The sequence below is a fragment of the Shewanella sp. VB17 genome, from assembly GCF_013248905.1.
Lineage (GTDB): Bacteria > Pseudomonadota > Gammaproteobacteria > Enterobacterales > Shewanellaceae > Shewanella.
Genome location: NZ_JABRVS010000001.1, coordinates 2855239 through 2870991, shown reverse-complemented (window position 1 = coordinate 2870991; position 15753 = coordinate 2855239). Strand labels below are relative to the sequence as shown.

Here is a 15753-nt window from a genome sequence, read left to right as displayed (position 1 = left end):
ATTAACCCCCAGGTTTATTTTTCATAGATAAGAATTCTTCTTCACCATCTATATCAAAGAATACATCGAAACTAGCTGGTCTCTTATCATTACCTTCATATATAGCATCAATACTTACACTTACTTTCTTAGGTGGATTCCCTTTAAGTGCTTGTGCCCATGTATTTTCCATTCGCTTCCATGCACCTTTGTTTAGATTCCCATCCATAGCAGAATAATTGATCTGCTCACCCGGTCCATTAAAGATAGAGGCGATAATATGACCTCCTTCATCTTTATCTAAACCGTCTTTAATGCCGCTTTCTTTACCAGCTTTACCTTGTTGGTAAGTATTTCGATCTTGTTTGGTTAAATCTAAATCCCCTGAAACTGATTTTACTCTACCTAAATCATCAGTCTCATAGGTGTAGCTACCCACTTTATATTTAGAATTAGGTTTTAGTTTACCATTTAACTCTTTATTCCAAGATCCTTTTTTACCTTGTTCTAGCTCAATTTCATTAGCATAGATCTCTGAGCTATCTTTACTCTCTGGTTTTTCATTTTTGTCTGTACTTGCCGTATTACTTTTACTCGGGTTATTGGCTGCTGTACTTGCCCCGTTACTCTCTACTTTATCCGCTGTATTCTGCTTGTTATTGTCGCCAGCTTTATTGCCTTTTCCATTACCACCCTTGCTTTGTGCTTTATTACCGTTTTCGAGCGGGCTGATGTTGTCTTTTTTGTAGGGCTTGGCATCATGCTGGTTATTGATTTTTTTCAGCGATGTGGAAATGTCGGTGACGATTTTAATTGTGCCTTCAAGGGCTTTACCGCCTTTACGGGCCGTTGTCGCGGTAAAGAGGATCCCAGCGGCGACGGGGCCGCCTACCCCTCCGGCTAAACTGCCCACTGCGGTGCCACCGGTTATTAATGCGGTGTCCATGCCCAGTTGGGTCGCTTGATAGGCGGTCAATTCAGCGATTTTATCTTCTGGCATGGCGGCCAATATGCGCTTGGGCATGCTGGCTAACATGTCACGGGTGACAGGGTCGCTTAGTAGCAAAATAAGGGTTTCCATGGCTTTGCGGGCTTGCTTTAAGCCTGTGTCACCCCGCAGTTTCCATTGTGTTAATTTGGCTTGTAATGCGTCAATGTTGCCGCTACTAATGGCGTCGACCAGCATGCTGATGTCGATATCGGCCGCTTGCATCAGTTCGCCAAAATCACCTAAATCCGGTAGATAGGCATTAAAACCGTTACTGGCACCCTGTTGAGTCGCTTTGGCCAGCTGCCAGGATTGCGCCAAAAATGACAAGTTATCAAATTCAGCACTTTGGGCATTGAGTTCGGCGATTTTATTATTAACGGCGGCGTTAAACGTCTCAGTTAACGCGCTATCGGTGGCTTGTTTGGCTTGTGTATCTGGGTTGGTAGCGGGAATGCTGAGTGCCTGCTTAGCTACCTGCGCTGCGGTGTCATTTAAGGCGCTATCGAGCTGCTGATATTGGGATTCAAGCGCGGATTCGGCAGCCACTTTTTCTGCTTCATCACCAAATATAATTTCAGCAGGGTAATTGGGGCCGCCTTCGACCACGGCCCAGCCCATGTCATTTAGGCTGCCTTTAATGACGGTATTACTGGGATCGCTAAACATGACGCTATAAGGCACATTGCTGGCGTAAGTTTTTTCGCTGTCATTATAATTGAGCGTAAGTTCTAAATTGGGCGCTTTTTTGGCTAAATTGTCACTGATGGGGGTGATTTCAGGGACAAAATTTTCTTCTCTTAGCACGGCTTCAGGCGTGTAATAGAGCGGCGGCGATGGCGGTAAACTGTCGGTTTTTCTGGCTTCGAATAAAGTGGCACTGCCTGCTGAAGCAAAACGTTGAGTCAGTTGCATCACAATATAGGGGTCAATATCACCACCATTATTGGGATTAGCAGTGGGGCTCCCTGCTTCAATGGCAAATAAAGGCGATTGTGGTGCATCGTTTAGCACTACCCAATCCCCTTTTTTAACGCCTCGTTTAATATTGCTGGGTGACCGCCCTGATGGGGTGATGGCTTGCCAATCACGCTCACTCAGACTGGATAAATTCGACTCAATCAGCAACGCATCATTGATCATGAGTGAATCAATGGAGGCTAAACGTAACGACATACTGTATGACTTCCCTGTAATGGCACAGTAAAAAACCGCATCATACAGTAAAAAGTGCGCTAAGTTAACTAAGATTGAGTCTAAAAAATGAGTGTAAAAAGTAGGCTAAGTCGTTATTAAATTTACGATAAATAAATTAGCGAGTGTGAAGATACACAGGAAAAGATCCATTACTTGTATAAAATACAGTGATCGATAAGCTGGTTTTGAATGCTTTGTTTCTGACCTAAGAATAATAACGCTATAATAGTGAAGCACTCTGTTTGTTCAACCACTTCGTATAACAATCGAGCATTTTGCCTCTTCATTTCCCGAATATCGGTATTTCCTAAAGGCACCAATTCAGCACAAAGAGAATAGATATAAGGATTCTGTGTCACTTGTGCTTCAAAATGTTCAACAAGTGACTCGATTCTTTCAATGACGGTGTTCTCTTCATTCCATTGAGACCAATGGATGATGACACTATCAACCGTTTGCTCAAACGTCTGCGTATAAACAATTTCCACTGTTTTCATTTTTGTTTTCTAGCCGCCAAGCGCTGTTTAAACGTTGACGATGACATTAACTCATTTTTATTTTGATCATTTTTGGCAAAACTAATCATTTTGAGCAATGCAATGGCTTCGTCGCGCCTATGTCTATCGTCAATAGATTCGATGACGTAAGCTGGAACACCATTTTGTGTAATTGTCATTGGCTCTTCTAAAGAAAGATTTGCCGCATTTTTTTTCAAATAGCTAATGGTTTCGATATTCATCATATTTCTCTGATTAATATTCATTATCTCTACTTTAGCAAAACACTGTCTAACAGTCCATATTAAGACCAAATTTAGTCTCACTTGTCATTTAAGATAAATTTATTGGCAAGTATATACCCCCAATCAACGGGTCCCAGTCATAAAGCTGTGTTCATCATCCCATGACTAGCATTAACGTCCTGGATTCGTTGCAAAATGACAGTTTGCCAAAAGACTTGGGGCCGGCCCAATTTATCGCTTTCTCTCTCGGTCGCATCAATGATGACTAAGTGTGCTTGACTGGCTACATCTTGCAGTGCATCGACACTAACTGGATACATGACTCTGCCATTATCTGCTCTGGTGCTGTGACTATTATTGCTACTGCTATCGCTATTGTTGTTGCTATTGTTATGATCGTTTGTTCCATGACGCAGCGAAATGATCAACTTGCCATGGGGCGCCAGTAAATATTCGAGGCTTTGCAGTGCTGTAATGCGCTCATCTGGTGGAATGTGCATCCATACGGCGCTAAGTAAAATGAGGTTAAATCCGTGTTGGTAAATGGCCAGACGATGTAATTCGGGTAAGCGGTCATCAATCCAAGTGACATTGCATCCTTGGGTATGCTGTTTACCTAGGTCGGCTAGCTGTTGTGCAGGTTCAACCGCCACCACTTCGACGTGTTGCTGCATGATGACGTGCTGTCCTTGTTCATTAAGAGCGCTTGATGTAAAAGAGTGGGATTGCTGAGCTAAATAGTAAGCATCACGGCCCGCACCTGCGCCCACATCTAGTACCGTTAACAAGCACATGTTGCGAGCCAACATCAGGTTAAGATGGGATGACCATGAAGCATGCACTTGCTCAAACGAGGTAGAGAGATATTGGCCAGCCAACTGCTCGGCATTATCATTATAAAAACGGTCATTATAAAAACGGTCATTATAAAAACGGTCGTTATGGACAGTCTCGCTATGGACGTTTAGCTTATGTGCATTATCTGGCATTCTACTCCTATCGCTTCAGTCAAGCTCACCTGTGCCTTGCTCTTTTCATTATAAAAGAGAAAAACAACATACTCTGTAAAACCGTGATTTTTTGTCTTATTGATACCCAAACCACTTTAGATGATCGTTTTAAAGTCCCGTAGCATGGTTGAACAAGGCAGTGATAGAGAGTGGCTATTTCTTTGTTGATATCAATGTAGATAAGCCCAGCTTGCCATCGAGTTTATCTAAAATGCCCAGCAGCGCTTGATGTTCACCAACACTCAATACCGCTAATAAGTCGGCTTGCCATTTTAGTGCTTGCGGAGCAATGCGATGATAAAGCTGGTTACCCTTATCCGTTACGCTTAAGCGTGAAGCACGTTTGTCTGTAGGATCTAACTGTTTAGCCAGTAAGCCCTTATCGAGCATGATGTTCACTGCCCGTGAAACAGTAGACTTGTCCATCGAAGCCAACACGGTTAATTCTTTGGCCGTTTTCGCCTCACTCAACGGATATTGAGCCAAGTTAACTAAAATACGCCATTGAGGAATAGTGAGCTCGAATTGAGTTTGGTACACCTGAGCAAAATCCACACTGATGTTTTGTGCCAAGTTGGCCAGTCTATAAGGTAAAAACTGCTGCAGTAAAATCGTGTTCTGAGCCGATATCGGTTGAGTCATAAAGAAGCCTTGTTGTTGCACAGTGATTAACATTGGTAGTAAGGAAAAGTTTACAGCTGACATCGTTCCACCTCATCGCGATGTGCATTTAAATTCAATGCTCATGTTGAAACTAGTCTCAGCTGAGAGTACATTGTAAACCTACTGACAATCAATGTTCAACAATTGCTCAACAAGGAATGCATATCATGGCATTAGATCTCAAATACATGACAGGTTTCGGTAACGAATTTGACACTGAGGCACTGGCAGGCGCTCTGCCTCTGGGTCAATTTAGCCCACAAAAAGTAAACTATCACTTGTATGCCGAGCAATTCAATGTCACCGCGTTTACAGCGCCGCGCTGTGATAACCGCCGTAATTGGTTTTATCGTATTCGTCCCTCAGTGGTCCAAGGCGAATATCAAGCCATGGATAATGGCCTTATTCGCACAGCCCCCATCACCGAAGCGATGGCCCCGCCGACCATGTTGCGCTGGGATCCCGTTGAGCTACCAACCGAAGACACCGATTTTGTGGACGGCCTAGTAACCATGGCTGCCAATGGCAGTGCCAACACTCAGGTAGGTGTCGGCGTGCATATTTATGCCATTAACCGTTCGATGGAACAACGTTACTTTTATAACGCCGATGGCGAGATGCTGTTTGTGCCTCAATTAGGCGAATTGTTACTCAATACTGAATGCGGAAAACTAGCCATTAAACCGGGTGAAATCGCAGTGATCCCACGAGGTATTAAGTTTGCAGTTGAACTACTCAGCGATACTGCGCGGGGATATATCTGTGAAAATTACGGCCAGCCCTATGTATTAGCAGAACGCGGTCCCGTTGGTGCCAATGGCTTTGCCAACGATCGCGATTTTCATTACCCGGTTGCGTGTTATGAAGATCTTGAAGGAGATTTTGAGCTGATCGCCAAGTTTAATGGCAATCTGTTTCGCTGTGATATTGGCCACTCTCCCTTGGATGTGGTGGCTTGGACGGGCAATAGTGCACCTTATAAATATGATTTAGCCCGCTTTAATGTGATCAATAGCGTGAGTTTTGACCATCCCGATCCGTCCATTTTTACGGTATTGACTTCCCCTTCAGGCACGCCAGGCGTCGCTAATGTGGACTTTGCGATTTTCCCTCCTCGTTGGATGGTGGCGGAAAATACCTTTAGGCCTCCCTATTACCATCGCAATATGATGAGTGAATACATGGGGCTTATCCATGGCGTCTATGATGCCAAAGAAACAGGCTTTGTCCCCGGTGGATCTAGCCTACACAATTGTATGTCACCACACGGACCTGAAGCTGGGGTGTTTGAAAAGGCATCTAATGCAGCACTTAGCCCACAACGTTATGACAACACCCTCGCCTTTATGTTTGAATCACGCTACATATTCTCGCCAACGCGTTATGCATTAGAAGGCAAGGAGCGACAAACAGACTATAGCGCGTGTTGGAGAAATATTAGCAAGAAGTTTACTGGTTAAATTCGGATTAGACAGGCAAGAGCAGCAAACACTTTCACCATGGTGAAAAAGCTTGCTGCTTACACTGCCAATATTTTGAAACAAACAGTTCGACGTCTTTATAAAATACGGCCGAGCGATTAATTTACTCTAAGACAATGTCAGAATACACATCATTCATATATTTAACACCGAAATTAAGCTGTGACTTGGTACCGTACCAATCTATCACATTAACGCTTCCTTTTAGACGTTCAACTTTCCAGCTGTTGATTTGGCTTTGACTATACCCATAAACTGGCGCTTTCTGAGCTAAGTTTCCGCGTACTTGGCAATCTCTGACACGCACACCAGAATTATTGTTGCCGACTTTTTCTCCACATAACGCATAATGATTGTACACATGATCATAAAGAAACTTGTCATCCCTTAATACGTAGGTCACAAGCGAGAACACATAAGTTGGATCATCTTTAAAATAATAAGGAATAGTGCGCCTTAACGTATACCCCCAGTATTCATTGAGGCCCACATTTTCAACAAAATCAATCTTATTTACTTTACTTGGCAGGGCCACCCAAGACATGATGTGCGATACACCAGATGGCGCAACCTCTGGTATGTATTTACTCACGAGAGATTTATTAACAAAAAGTGCGGATGTGCCTCCTTGTAATAAGTTATCACTTTCAATCGACAATATTGTTGGTGCATTGCCTTTCGAACGTAATACTTGCTCTCTAATCTCATTACTCCACGTGCCTGTAGACGGCGCAACGTATTTATTGATAGGTGTTGCCGATCCCCAGTCTGTTAATTCAAAATTATCTTTGGTTAAATATTTGGGCGCTATGGCACTAACATACACACTGGCATTCGCACTGCCGGGGATACAGGTAGATTTTATTGAGTCTACGCCATTTTTTGTTGCTGTTAATTCAACACACACCTCAACACTCGCAGGTGTATTTCTAGAAAGATATATTTTTTTAATGTTACGGCTTCTTGCAGAAATCGATCTCATGCTACTGTTGATACTATGAAGATATTGATTTTCTGTACTTGACTGTACCCAACTTGCTAGCGATTCTTCTGTGTTATATTTTTTCAACACTGCGCTTTTAAATACGTGATCCGGCGCCAACTCATAAACAATATCGAAAGCCGCTTGCATATTTCCATTTGCGTATATTGTTGTCCTATCTTGACCATCATAAGAAAATATTTGCAAATTTTTTATCCCTCCTCCTGGCGGAGTATTATCTAAAGGTTGAGCTTGAATGCCAATGGAAGATAAAACACACAATGCAATACTTGTTGCTTTGACAAACTTCATAATTAATTGTCCTTTATTATTCATCGATATATAAAGTGAAAAACGATAGTGTTTAATTTCTATATTGTATGTTACAAAAGAGATAGATGTTAAAAAAACAAACATGAATACAAAGTGTAAGTAACCATAAAAACTATAACTCACCACATTAAAAACAGTCAAGATAAAAACAAGCATTCATTTAACTAGTTAACGATATTTCAAAACGCTTACCATTGATACATTATTGTTAATAAATATTAATGAAACCTAAGTAAATTAATTTAAATTATTAACACCAATAATGATAAATACTAAAAAAATAGCATAAGCACCTGTTAAATAAGTGATTAAATAAAAAAAGACAACCAAGTTATACAACTTAACAGTGGACACTAAAAACCAACATTTGAGTTAACAAATATGATAAATAGCGGTATCACCAACAACTTTCCCTTACATTTATGATGCCGACTGTTACATATGAGATAAAAATTTTAAAATTTTTAATATAAAAACGCTTAAGGTGCATTAATGTTTAAACTTTAAATAAACAAGTTGTAATTACATATATAAGAATCAATTAAAAATGGTCGCTATATTTATTTTTTATTCATTATCTACTTTAATGTTGACACTTAAACTATTAATTACATATCTTTTAAATAGGATAAAGTTAATAAGCTTGTTAAATTAACAAATAGGGAAGTTCGTTTTTGAAAAAATTAAACAATCACAAAACAAAGCACAATAAAAAGCTAAAGGACAAATAATGATGAAAGCACTGATATACTCAACAATAGCGCTAGCAGCACTCTCTATTTTTTCTGTTAACGCAAATGATGCCCCACCAAATTCTTATATTAAGAACTTAACGGTTCATAAATTAGGTGATGGTATTATTTATGCAAATGACACCATGACTGCAGAAGTTTCCGTAGGCTATGAAGTCGCTGATGGTTACTTCGCACTACTAATGGGTACAGGTTTTTATCGGCTCAATACTGAAAACTCTATAAACCAATATAACTGGTTTTCTGAGGATAGGGACAATGGTTATGCCCACCAAATTAATAATTCATACCGAGCAAGTGTTAATAAAAGTCACAACAGCCAAAAAAGTACATCATATGCTTACTATTATATAGGTGCAAAAAATAACACATTTGGTGAGATGCAGATGTGTATTCGTTCTAGTTTCATTATATTTAATGCTTCTGATGCATCAATTGTTGATGACAACGTATATGCAACAACCTGTGACAATGTAACATCTGATGCCTCCATAGCATTAAAAAGCATTGCTCCTCAACACCTTACAGAAAATAGCTTTTACTTTAATGACTATATTAATGAACGTGATAACGGGTTAGTTAGACTCGATTACCGTGAACTGTATAAAAACGCAGAAACACCTGAAATTAGAGAAATGAAATCAGGATTAAGCTGGAATTGGAATTACCCTGAACTCGATGAAAATGGCGCGATGCTTGGCAGATATGATGTACATAATGATGCTGTAAGCTGGGTCGGCACTTATTTTATGGGAAATGAAAAAAAGAATTACAAATATGTCTATGAAATCAATAAAAATGCTGTTGCTGATGCTTCAGTTCCTAACAATACAAGTCAGGATTATGTAGGTACATTCCTCAATTTAAAGTTAAAACATACTGCGGTAATGCAGTATGAAAAAACCTGTAAACCTATTTACGCTCCTCATCAAGAATATTACTGTGTTAGCTCAGAGACTGGAGATCTTACCCAAAGGTTTGGTATTCACTTTCCATCATCAACACTGCAAGAAGTGATCACGATGACTGATATGTACGGTACCAAAAGCGACGTGACATTTAAATATGATAATGATTTCATGATTACTCTCAGTGATCATAATGAATAATTATTTTATCTAAATCTCTTGTCATTTTTTAAACATAAGGTGGGGAAACCACCTTTTTATATGTTGAAAAAAGTAGCCACTTTTATTTATATAAAATTCCTTAATTCACTTTATTTAAAGGTATGACCAATGTCTGGTATTGTCAGCAATGCATATAACTTCTCAGAATCTATCTCATCCGGTGTTGATGTTAGAACCGGCATGTTTTCTTTTAGGGTTAATTTAGGTACTTTTATCTCCCATAAAGGCAGCGGTCCTACTGTCGATTTGTCATTAAATTATAATGCCTCTGGGATCTATGATACTGGCTTTGGACGCGGCTGGGGAATATCATTAAGCAGCTTTAGTCAAAGTACTAACACCTTAATGTTATCGTCAGGACAAAGCTTTAAAATACAATGGAACAATGAAAAAGGGGAATATGATATCCCCTACCGTAAACTAAAAGATATTCGGGTATTTTATCTTGGCGTCAGCAATGAAATACAAGTCGTGTATAAAGATGGCCGTAAAGATTTTATCGACTGGGATGAGGGTACGTTAAATAAAACCGTTTCCAACCAAGGTCTGGCCATTTATTTTGACTATTCCACGTTTAATTTCAAACCCACCTTATGGCGTATTTACGATGATGCTGGGCGTGAAACTGTCATTAATTGGTGGGATTCAACTTGGACAACACGCGTTAAGCATAGCTTTAATAACACCGTTTACCAAGAATTAGTATTTAATAAAACAGGCAATGGGGTATATAAACGTCTGGATGATATTCGCTTTCCTGAGCACACTTATTCAACAAAAATTGCCTACCGTTATTTAACGATCTGCGACTATGATTTAATTGAAACTGTAACCCATGCCAGTGGTATGATAGAAGAAATAACCTACTTAGATAACGGCCACTTACTGCCCGATAATGCCCCTTTAGACAGAATACCTTATGTAACAGTCCATCAAATCTCGCCGGGTGAGAATCAATTAACACAATACACGACTTACGATTATTCTGATAAAAACTACTTAGGATTTGCCAGCGACAGAGCTTGGGTCGCTGGGGAAGACACCTTATTTAAAGCCGCCAACAATTATCAATTTAGCTGCACCGAAACCATTAATAGCCGTCAGTCTGTGGTTAGAATTTACAATAAATACCACTTACTCGAGTCAGCCGAATACCTCAATAATGGGATCTTATATAAAAAAGAACAAAACCTGTATTTTGCAGACTTAAACAGTAGCATTGACTATCAAGCTGCCAATTATAGCTTTGTGAAAGAGCAGAAAGTCACTTATTATAAAAATGGTGCTTCAAAAACTTATACCACATGTTTTAATTACGATGAATACGCTAATCAAACCTATGTAAAACAAGTTGATGGCTCTGAGGTTCAACGAGTATTTTATGCTGCATCTGGTGAAGGCAATGCCTGTCCAGCCGAGCCCAATAACATGGTCGCACTGCTTAAGCGTGAATCATTTATACCCGCTATTACTCAACATGGTGAAACACCCCGCCACACTCAAATGACCTATCAGGCATTACCCAAGCTTGATGACGTCAACGATTATATCGTGTTATTGTCAAATACTACAGACGACAATCAAAGTACCACACAGACCTATTACCGTGATAACACTAACGTCTACCAATATGGCCGTATTCACACTTCAGTCACTGTCATTAACGGCAAGCAAAGTCAGTTAACTTATGCCTATGATTTTGCAGCAGATGGCCTGCTAACAACCCAGAATATTCTTGCCCATGATGGTATCAGTGCCAGCATATCAGAGAAAACGTCTTATCTTGATGGACAACCCATTGAAAGTACAAATATTGACAATGTGAAAATGCTATTCACCTATGACAGTATCGGCCGAAAACTATCCGAAACAGTGGCACCTAGCACCGAATATTCAGCAAGCGTTCATTATCATTATGAAGTCGGCAGCGGCATTAATGCACTCACTATCACCGATGTAAAAGGTAATCAGCAAGTACGTCAGTTTAATAACGCCGGCAAAGACACTAATACACAACAAACAGATAGTCATGGTGTATTAAGAAATATAAGCACATTGCATTATGATGCATTTGGCCTGCTTATCACACAGACAAATACCGATTGGTTAGCAGATATTCCATTATCACTCACGACTGCCTATGAGTATGATGAGCATGGTGAAGTCAATAAAATTACTCACCCTGATGGCAGAATTGAATTAATCACTCAAAATCAAGTCACCTTGACCACAGAATATAACATTGTTGGTCTATTAAAAGAGATCACTCTCTACAATGAGTCAGGACTGGAAACATCAAAACAAACTTTAGATGTTGACAATAATCAACTCGCTAAAACCTTATATCACTATGATGGTTATGCCAATTTATTAGATACTACCGATACCAATCATCACCTTACCAGTCAACGTTACGACAATTGCGACAGGGTCGTGGCTATCGACAGGGAAATTGACAATCAAACGCTCACACAAACGCTTCAATATGCTGACTTTACCACGGGTGAGCTTGCCACTGACATCAAGATGAATAATATCAGCTTAGGTCATCGTCAGTACGATGGGCTAGCACGGATGGTACAAGAGGAGTCTGGCACAGTGACCAGAAGCTTTCAGTATGTCGGGTCGTCTATGCTGCCATCAACGCAAACAACCCCTCATGGTGACACTGTCACATTTAACAATAATCAGTATCTGCAAGTGCCCCTTTCCATGACCATGGCAGCCAATGCCGATCTGGCCAGTACCTATGACTACGACAAGACCACTGGCAGCTTAAAACAAACCCTCAATCAAAGTGGTTTGCAAGGTTTTGATCACAATCGACTTGGCCAGCTCACCTCAGAGTCGGTACAACTCAATGACGGCACGACTCGCAGCGCACATTATGACTATTCTTTGATGGGCTTGCTACTGTCAAAAGAAGACTATTTCGGTAATGTTACCCGATACAATTACGACCGCTATGCTCGTATACAGACGGTTGTTTCAACAGAAAATGGACAATCTACCACCACAGATATAATTTATGACGTCCATAGTCGTCCAGTGCAATATGATACTCACCATAACGATGATATTGTCTCCATTGCGTTAGTCCCTAATGCGATGGGAATGGAAACCAGTCGAATTGTCACCGTCAATGGCATTGAAGAGTTTACCACGACGCAAACCTTTAACACCGACTTACAAATTAAGGAAAAAATATACCGAGAAGGCACCGACATCACCACTGAGACGATGACCTATGATGAATTGCACCGATTAGATACCTATACATGCTCAGGGCCTAATGCACCGCAAGATGAATATGGCAATGTCATTACTCATCAAAGCTTTCAGTACGATGTGTATGGCAACATCACTCAGGCTGACAGTACCTTTGTCGGTGGTACAAACAATAGCACCCTTTTCACCTATGCCTTAGATAATCCAGTGCAACTGAAAAACATGACCAATACCCATCCAAGTTATCACGCCGATGTTAACTTTGAATACGATGCTGCAGGTAATTTACTCAGTGATGAGCAAGGCAGAGAGTACCAATACAACAGTCTGGATCAAATGGAAACCGTCAGCCAAGACGGGAATACCTTATCACGCTACCATTATGATGCCTCGGGTCAGGTCGTGTCACAAACTAACGATGACGCTCTTATCTACCTTTACTATCAAGGCGAACAGCTTGCCAATGAGTTTTCTGAAGGGGTACATACCAGTTATCAGCGTGTTGGTAGTGCAGCGGTGAGTCGTACGGTGAATGCACAGGGCAGCGCTCAGCACCAATTCTTACTGCCCAATGCCCAAGGCAGCATTCTCACCACATTAACAGAAACAGAAACCAGCGACGAACGCACCAAGCAGACACGTCAATATACCCCTTATGGACAGGGATAGCTGATGAAACAAATAACCTCTTCAGATGCTTCATCTTTACCCTCCTCGGTGAATGCATCACGCCGGCGCTTTATGAAGCAGTCATCATTATTAATAGCGGCCTCTCCTTTGGCGGGTCTGTCGCCAGTGATAGCCAGCGCAGCAGGACAAATTGTCAAGGTCAGCGCAAGTGAAAGCTCGCTTGCAAAAAACAGCTTAGGCTTTAACGGTGAGCGGCAAGATTCAGCCACGGGATTGTATCATTTAGGCAAGGGTTATCGTGTTTATAACCCTGCACTGATGCGCTTTCACGCCAGTGACAGCATGAGCCCGTTTGGCAAAGGCGGGATTAACTCTTATGCCTATTGTTTGGGCGATCCGATAAACCTGAAAGATCCCAGTGGTCATTTCGCGCTCATGAGCTTGTTAATTGGGGCGATTGTTGGCGCTGTGGTGGGTGCCAGCATCTCCGCCGCGGCAGAAGGAATACGCGCTGCGGCAACTGATACTAAATTTGACTGGAAGCAAGTGGGCATAGGCGCCGCCTTGGGCTTTATCAGTGGTGGCTTTGGCGCTGCCGCTGTTGGGGCTAAAACAGGTGCTCAAGTAGGCTTAGCGGTGGCTGATGCCGTCGTCTCTGGCGCGGCTGATTTTGGGTTAAATGTAGCGGCGGGTGTCGATACCAAACAAGCCGGAATAAATGCTGGCATTGGTGCGGTTATCGGTTTGGCTACGTTTGGTGTCGGCATGGGCTCAAACGCCAAAGTATTTAAAGATCCAAGAAGAGCACTGACCGGAGGTGCGGGTAGCGCTAAAGTCAATAAAGCTTACGGCTCTTCACATGCTAAATTTGGAGAGTTTGATAATAGCATGCCTAAATTATTTGCAGGAGAAGTTGAGGAATCAAATGTAAAAGCAATGGGCTCTGATTACTCAGATGGCTTAGGCCCCTATTCACAAGGCACGGAAGGTTTTCATCAATTCATTGAATCAAAAAAAGAATTTAAATGGATATTCAATAATAAGGGATTATCAGTTATTAGCCCAGAGTTTAAGCATTCGGTTCCTGCTGGGGGTGGAAGCATTATAACAGGCGGTTCAGGTCAATTAATTGAGGGCAAAAAACTTTGGATAAACAATGATACTGGTCACTATAGAACGACAGTTCAAAGTTTATCATCTTCAATTCCTGCTTGGAGAGCATCTCACTATGACGTCGATATACGTCAAATGGTTAATTTTGCTGCGGCTTTCAAATTTTAATCACTGATTGTGAAACCTATATTTTGTTTTCGGTTTTAGAGAGCAATTATCTCTAAAACCTATAGCAATCAACATGGGTAAACTAAGCATAAATAATGTAAAAAATAGCGAGTTAAAAATAATGAATTCATCAATCAATGCATCACGTCGGCACTTTATGAAGCAGTCATCATTATTAATAGCGGCCTCTCCTCTGGCGGGTCTGTCGCCAGTGATAGCCAGCGCAGCAGGACAAATTGTCAACGTCAAGGTCAGCGCAAGTGAAAGCTCGCTTGCAAAAAACAGCTTAGGCTTTAACGGTGAGCGGCAAGATTCAGCCACGGGATTGTATCATTTAGGCAAGGGTTATCGTGTTTATAACCCAGCATTGATGCGCTTTCACGCCAGTGACAGCATGAGCCCGTTTGGCAAAGGCGGGGTTAATGCTTATGCCTATTGTTTGGGTGATCCGATAAACCTGAAAGATCCCAGTGGTCATTTCGCGCTCATGAGCTTGTTAATTGGCGCGATTGTCGGCGCTGTGGTGGGTGCCAGCATCTCCGCCGCGGCCGAAGGAATACGCGCTGCGGCAACTGATACTAAATTTGACTGGAAACAAGTCGGCATAGGCGCGGCCTTGGGCTTTATCAGTGGTGGCTTTGGCGCTGCCGCTGTTGGGGCTAAAACAGGTGCTCAAGTGGGCTTAGCGGTGGCAGACGCCGTCGTCTCTGGTGCGGCTGATTTTGGATTAAATGTAGCAACAGGCACAGATACAAAACAGGCCGGGATTAATGCCGGTATTGGCGCCGTTATCGGCCTAGCGACCTTTGGCCTTGGCAAAGGAATAAATAAAGCGGGTCAATCTTTATCGGCAGTCAACCGCCGTATTGCTAATGTTAAAAACATAGGCTTAAGTGGTCGAGGCGCCACAAAAGCCGCTAAAAAGTGGGCCCCTGAAGGATTTGGCATTGCCAAGGATCCACGTATTGATATGCATCTTAATAACGGCACCTTTAATGGAAAACCACTTTATATTCACTACACAAGTAAAGAAGGCTATGAGGCAATATCTGGTAGTCACTACTTCAGAGCAACGCCAGATTATTCTAGACGTGGAGTCAAAGCCAGTAACTCAGTCTATCTCGCGCAAGCTAAAGATGCCATGAGTAATGAGCAAGCTCATCTAAATCTATTTCTTGGTGAAGAGAAATACAGTAATAGTGCCACCCATAGTTTTGTGTTTAGTTTTAGAGATCAACAATTTCTAGAACCAAGAGCAATCACCCTAGGAAGCACAATCAGTGAAGTGACTTATCCAGGGAATATCCCATTTAAAAAAATTGATCTTATTTATTCTGGTGTTAACCCATTCACATAG

The 15753-nt window shown here is 41.5% G+C and carries 11 protein-coding genes; 5 read left to right on the top strand and 6 right to left on the bottom strand.

Going from position 1 to position 15753, the window contains the following annotated elements:
* Position 1: 1 nt before the first annotated feature.
* The 5 genes from HQQ94_RS22335 to HQQ94_RS12280 all read right to left on the bottom strand — a co-directional run bounded on the left by HQQ94_RS22335 (position 2) and on the right by HQQ94_RS12280 (position 4558).
* Complete coding sequence (locus HQQ94_RS22335; RefSeq protein ID WP_217274033.1) at positions 2–2143, bottom strand: DNA/RNA non-specific endonuclease; 2142 nt, start codon at positions 2141–2143, stop codon at positions 2–4.
* Positions 2144–2313: 170 nt separating this feature from the next.
* Positions 2314–2661 carry a type II toxin-antitoxin system RelE/ParE family toxin gene (locus tag HQQ94_RS12295; protein WP_173294701.1) on the bottom strand — a complete coding sequence of 116 codons (348 nt, stop codon included), beginning with the start codon at positions 2659–2661 and terminating at the stop codon, positions 2314–2316.
* Positions 2658–2927, bottom strand: a complete 270-nt coding sequence (locus HQQ94_RS12290; RefSeq protein WP_254304048.1) for a type II toxin-antitoxin system Phd/YefM family antitoxin — start codon at positions 2925–2927, stop codon at positions 2658–2660. The genes HQQ94_RS12295 and HQQ94_RS12290 overlap by 4 nt, the downstream gene beginning before the upstream one ends.
* Positions 2928–3043: 116 nt before the next feature.
* Positions 3044–3895, bottom strand: coding sequence for a bifunctional 2-polyprenyl-6-hydroxyphenol methylase/3-demethylubiquinol 3-O-methyltransferase UbiG (locus HQQ94_RS12285; RefSeq protein ID WP_173294700.1), 852 nt, complete (start codon positions 3893–3895; stop codon positions 3044–3046).
* Between the two features lie 174 nt (positions 3896–4069).
* Entirely contained in the window at positions 4070–4558 is a 489-nt protein-coding gene (locus HQQ94_RS12280) for a MarR family winged helix-turn-helix transcriptional regulator (RefSeq protein WP_173296627.1), read from the bottom strand.
* A 188-nt stretch (positions 4559–4746) separates the two neighbouring features.
* Between HQQ94_RS12280 and hmgA the strand changes: the two genes are divergently transcribed.
* A complete protein-coding gene (gene hmgA, locus HQQ94_RS12275; protein WP_173294699.1) occupies positions 4747–6039 on the top strand; it encodes a homogentisate 1,2-dioxygenase in 1293 nt (430 codons plus the stop codon).
* 124 nt (positions 6040–6163) lie between these two features.
* On the opposite strand, the gene HQQ94_RS12270 is transcribed toward hmgA, so the two are convergent.
* Positions 6164–7354: a hypothetical protein gene (locus HQQ94_RS12270; RefSeq protein ID WP_173294698.1), complete on the bottom strand. Its 1191-nt coding sequence runs from the start codon at positions 7352–7354 to the stop codon at positions 6164–6166.
* A 751-nt stretch (positions 7355–8105) separates the two neighbouring features.
* Between HQQ94_RS12270 and HQQ94_RS12265 the strand changes: the two genes are divergently transcribed.
* The 4 genes from HQQ94_RS12265 to HQQ94_RS12250 all read left to right on the top strand — a co-directional run bounded on the left by HQQ94_RS12265 (position 8106) and on the right by HQQ94_RS12250 (position 15753).
* The gene (locus tag HQQ94_RS12265) at positions 8106–9236 is read left to right on the top strand and encodes a hypothetical protein (protein ID WP_173294697.1); all 1131 of its coding nucleotides are present in this window, start codon (positions 8106–8108) and stop codon (positions 9234–9236) included.
* Between the two features lie 129 nt (positions 9237–9365).
* Positions 9366–13154, top strand: coding sequence for an RHS repeat domain-containing protein (locus tag HQQ94_RS12260; RefSeq protein WP_173294696.1), 3789 nt, complete (start codon positions 9366–9368; stop codon positions 13152–13154).
* A gap of 3 nt (positions 13155–13157) precedes the next feature.
* Positions 13158–14396, top strand: coding sequence for an RHS repeat-associated core domain-containing protein (locus tag HQQ94_RS12255; RefSeq protein WP_173294695.1), 1239 nt, complete (start codon positions 13158–13160; stop codon positions 14394–14396).
* Positions 14397–14517: 121 nt separating this feature from the next.
* Positions 14518–15753 carry an RHS repeat-associated core domain-containing protein gene (locus HQQ94_RS12250; RefSeq protein ID WP_173294694.1) on the top strand — a complete coding sequence of 412 codons (1236 nt, stop codon included), beginning with the start codon at positions 14518–14520 and terminating at the stop codon, positions 15751–15753.

Coding starts and splice junctions, on each gene's coding strand:
- HQQ94_RS22335 (WP_217274033.1), bottom strand. CDS start 2,143: ATGTCGTTACGTTTAGCCTCCATTGATTCACTCATGATCAATGATGCG.
- HQQ94_RS12270 (WP_173294698.1), bottom strand. CDS start 7,354: ATGAAGTTTGTCAAAGCAACAAGTATTGCATTGTGTGTTTTATCTTCC.
- HQQ94_RS12255 (WP_173294695.1), top strand. CDS start 13,158: ATGAAACAAATAACCTCTTCAGATGCTTCATCTTTACCCTCCTCGGTG.
- HQQ94_RS12290 (WP_254304048.1), bottom strand. CDS start 2,927: ATGAATATTAATCAGAGAAATATGATGAATATCGAAACCATTAGCTAT.
- HQQ94_RS12260 (WP_173294696.1), top strand. CDS start 9,366: ATGTCTGGTATTGTCAGCAATGCATATAACTTCTCAGAATCTATCTCA.
- HQQ94_RS12295 (WP_173294701.1), bottom strand. CDS start 2,661: ATGAAAACAGTGGAAATTGTTTATACGCAGACGTTTGAGCAAACGGTT.
- HQQ94_RS12280 (WP_173296627.1), bottom strand. CDS start 4,558: ATGACTCAACCGATATCGGCTCAGAACACGATTTTACTGCAGCAGTTT.
- HQQ94_RS12285 (WP_173294700.1), bottom strand. CDS start 3,895: ATGCCAGATAATGCACATAAGCTAAACGTCCATAGCGAGACTGTCCAT.
- HQQ94_RS12250 (WP_173294694.1), top strand. CDS start 14,518: ATGAATTCATCAATCAATGCATCACGTCGGCACTTTATGAAGCAGTCA.
- HQQ94_RS12265 (WP_173294697.1), top strand. CDS start 8,106: ATGATGAAAGCACTGATATACTCAACAATAGCGCTAGCAGCACTCTCT.
- hmgA (WP_173294699.1), top strand. CDS start 4,747: ATGGCATTAGATCTCAAATACATGACAGGTTTCGGTAACGAATTTGAC.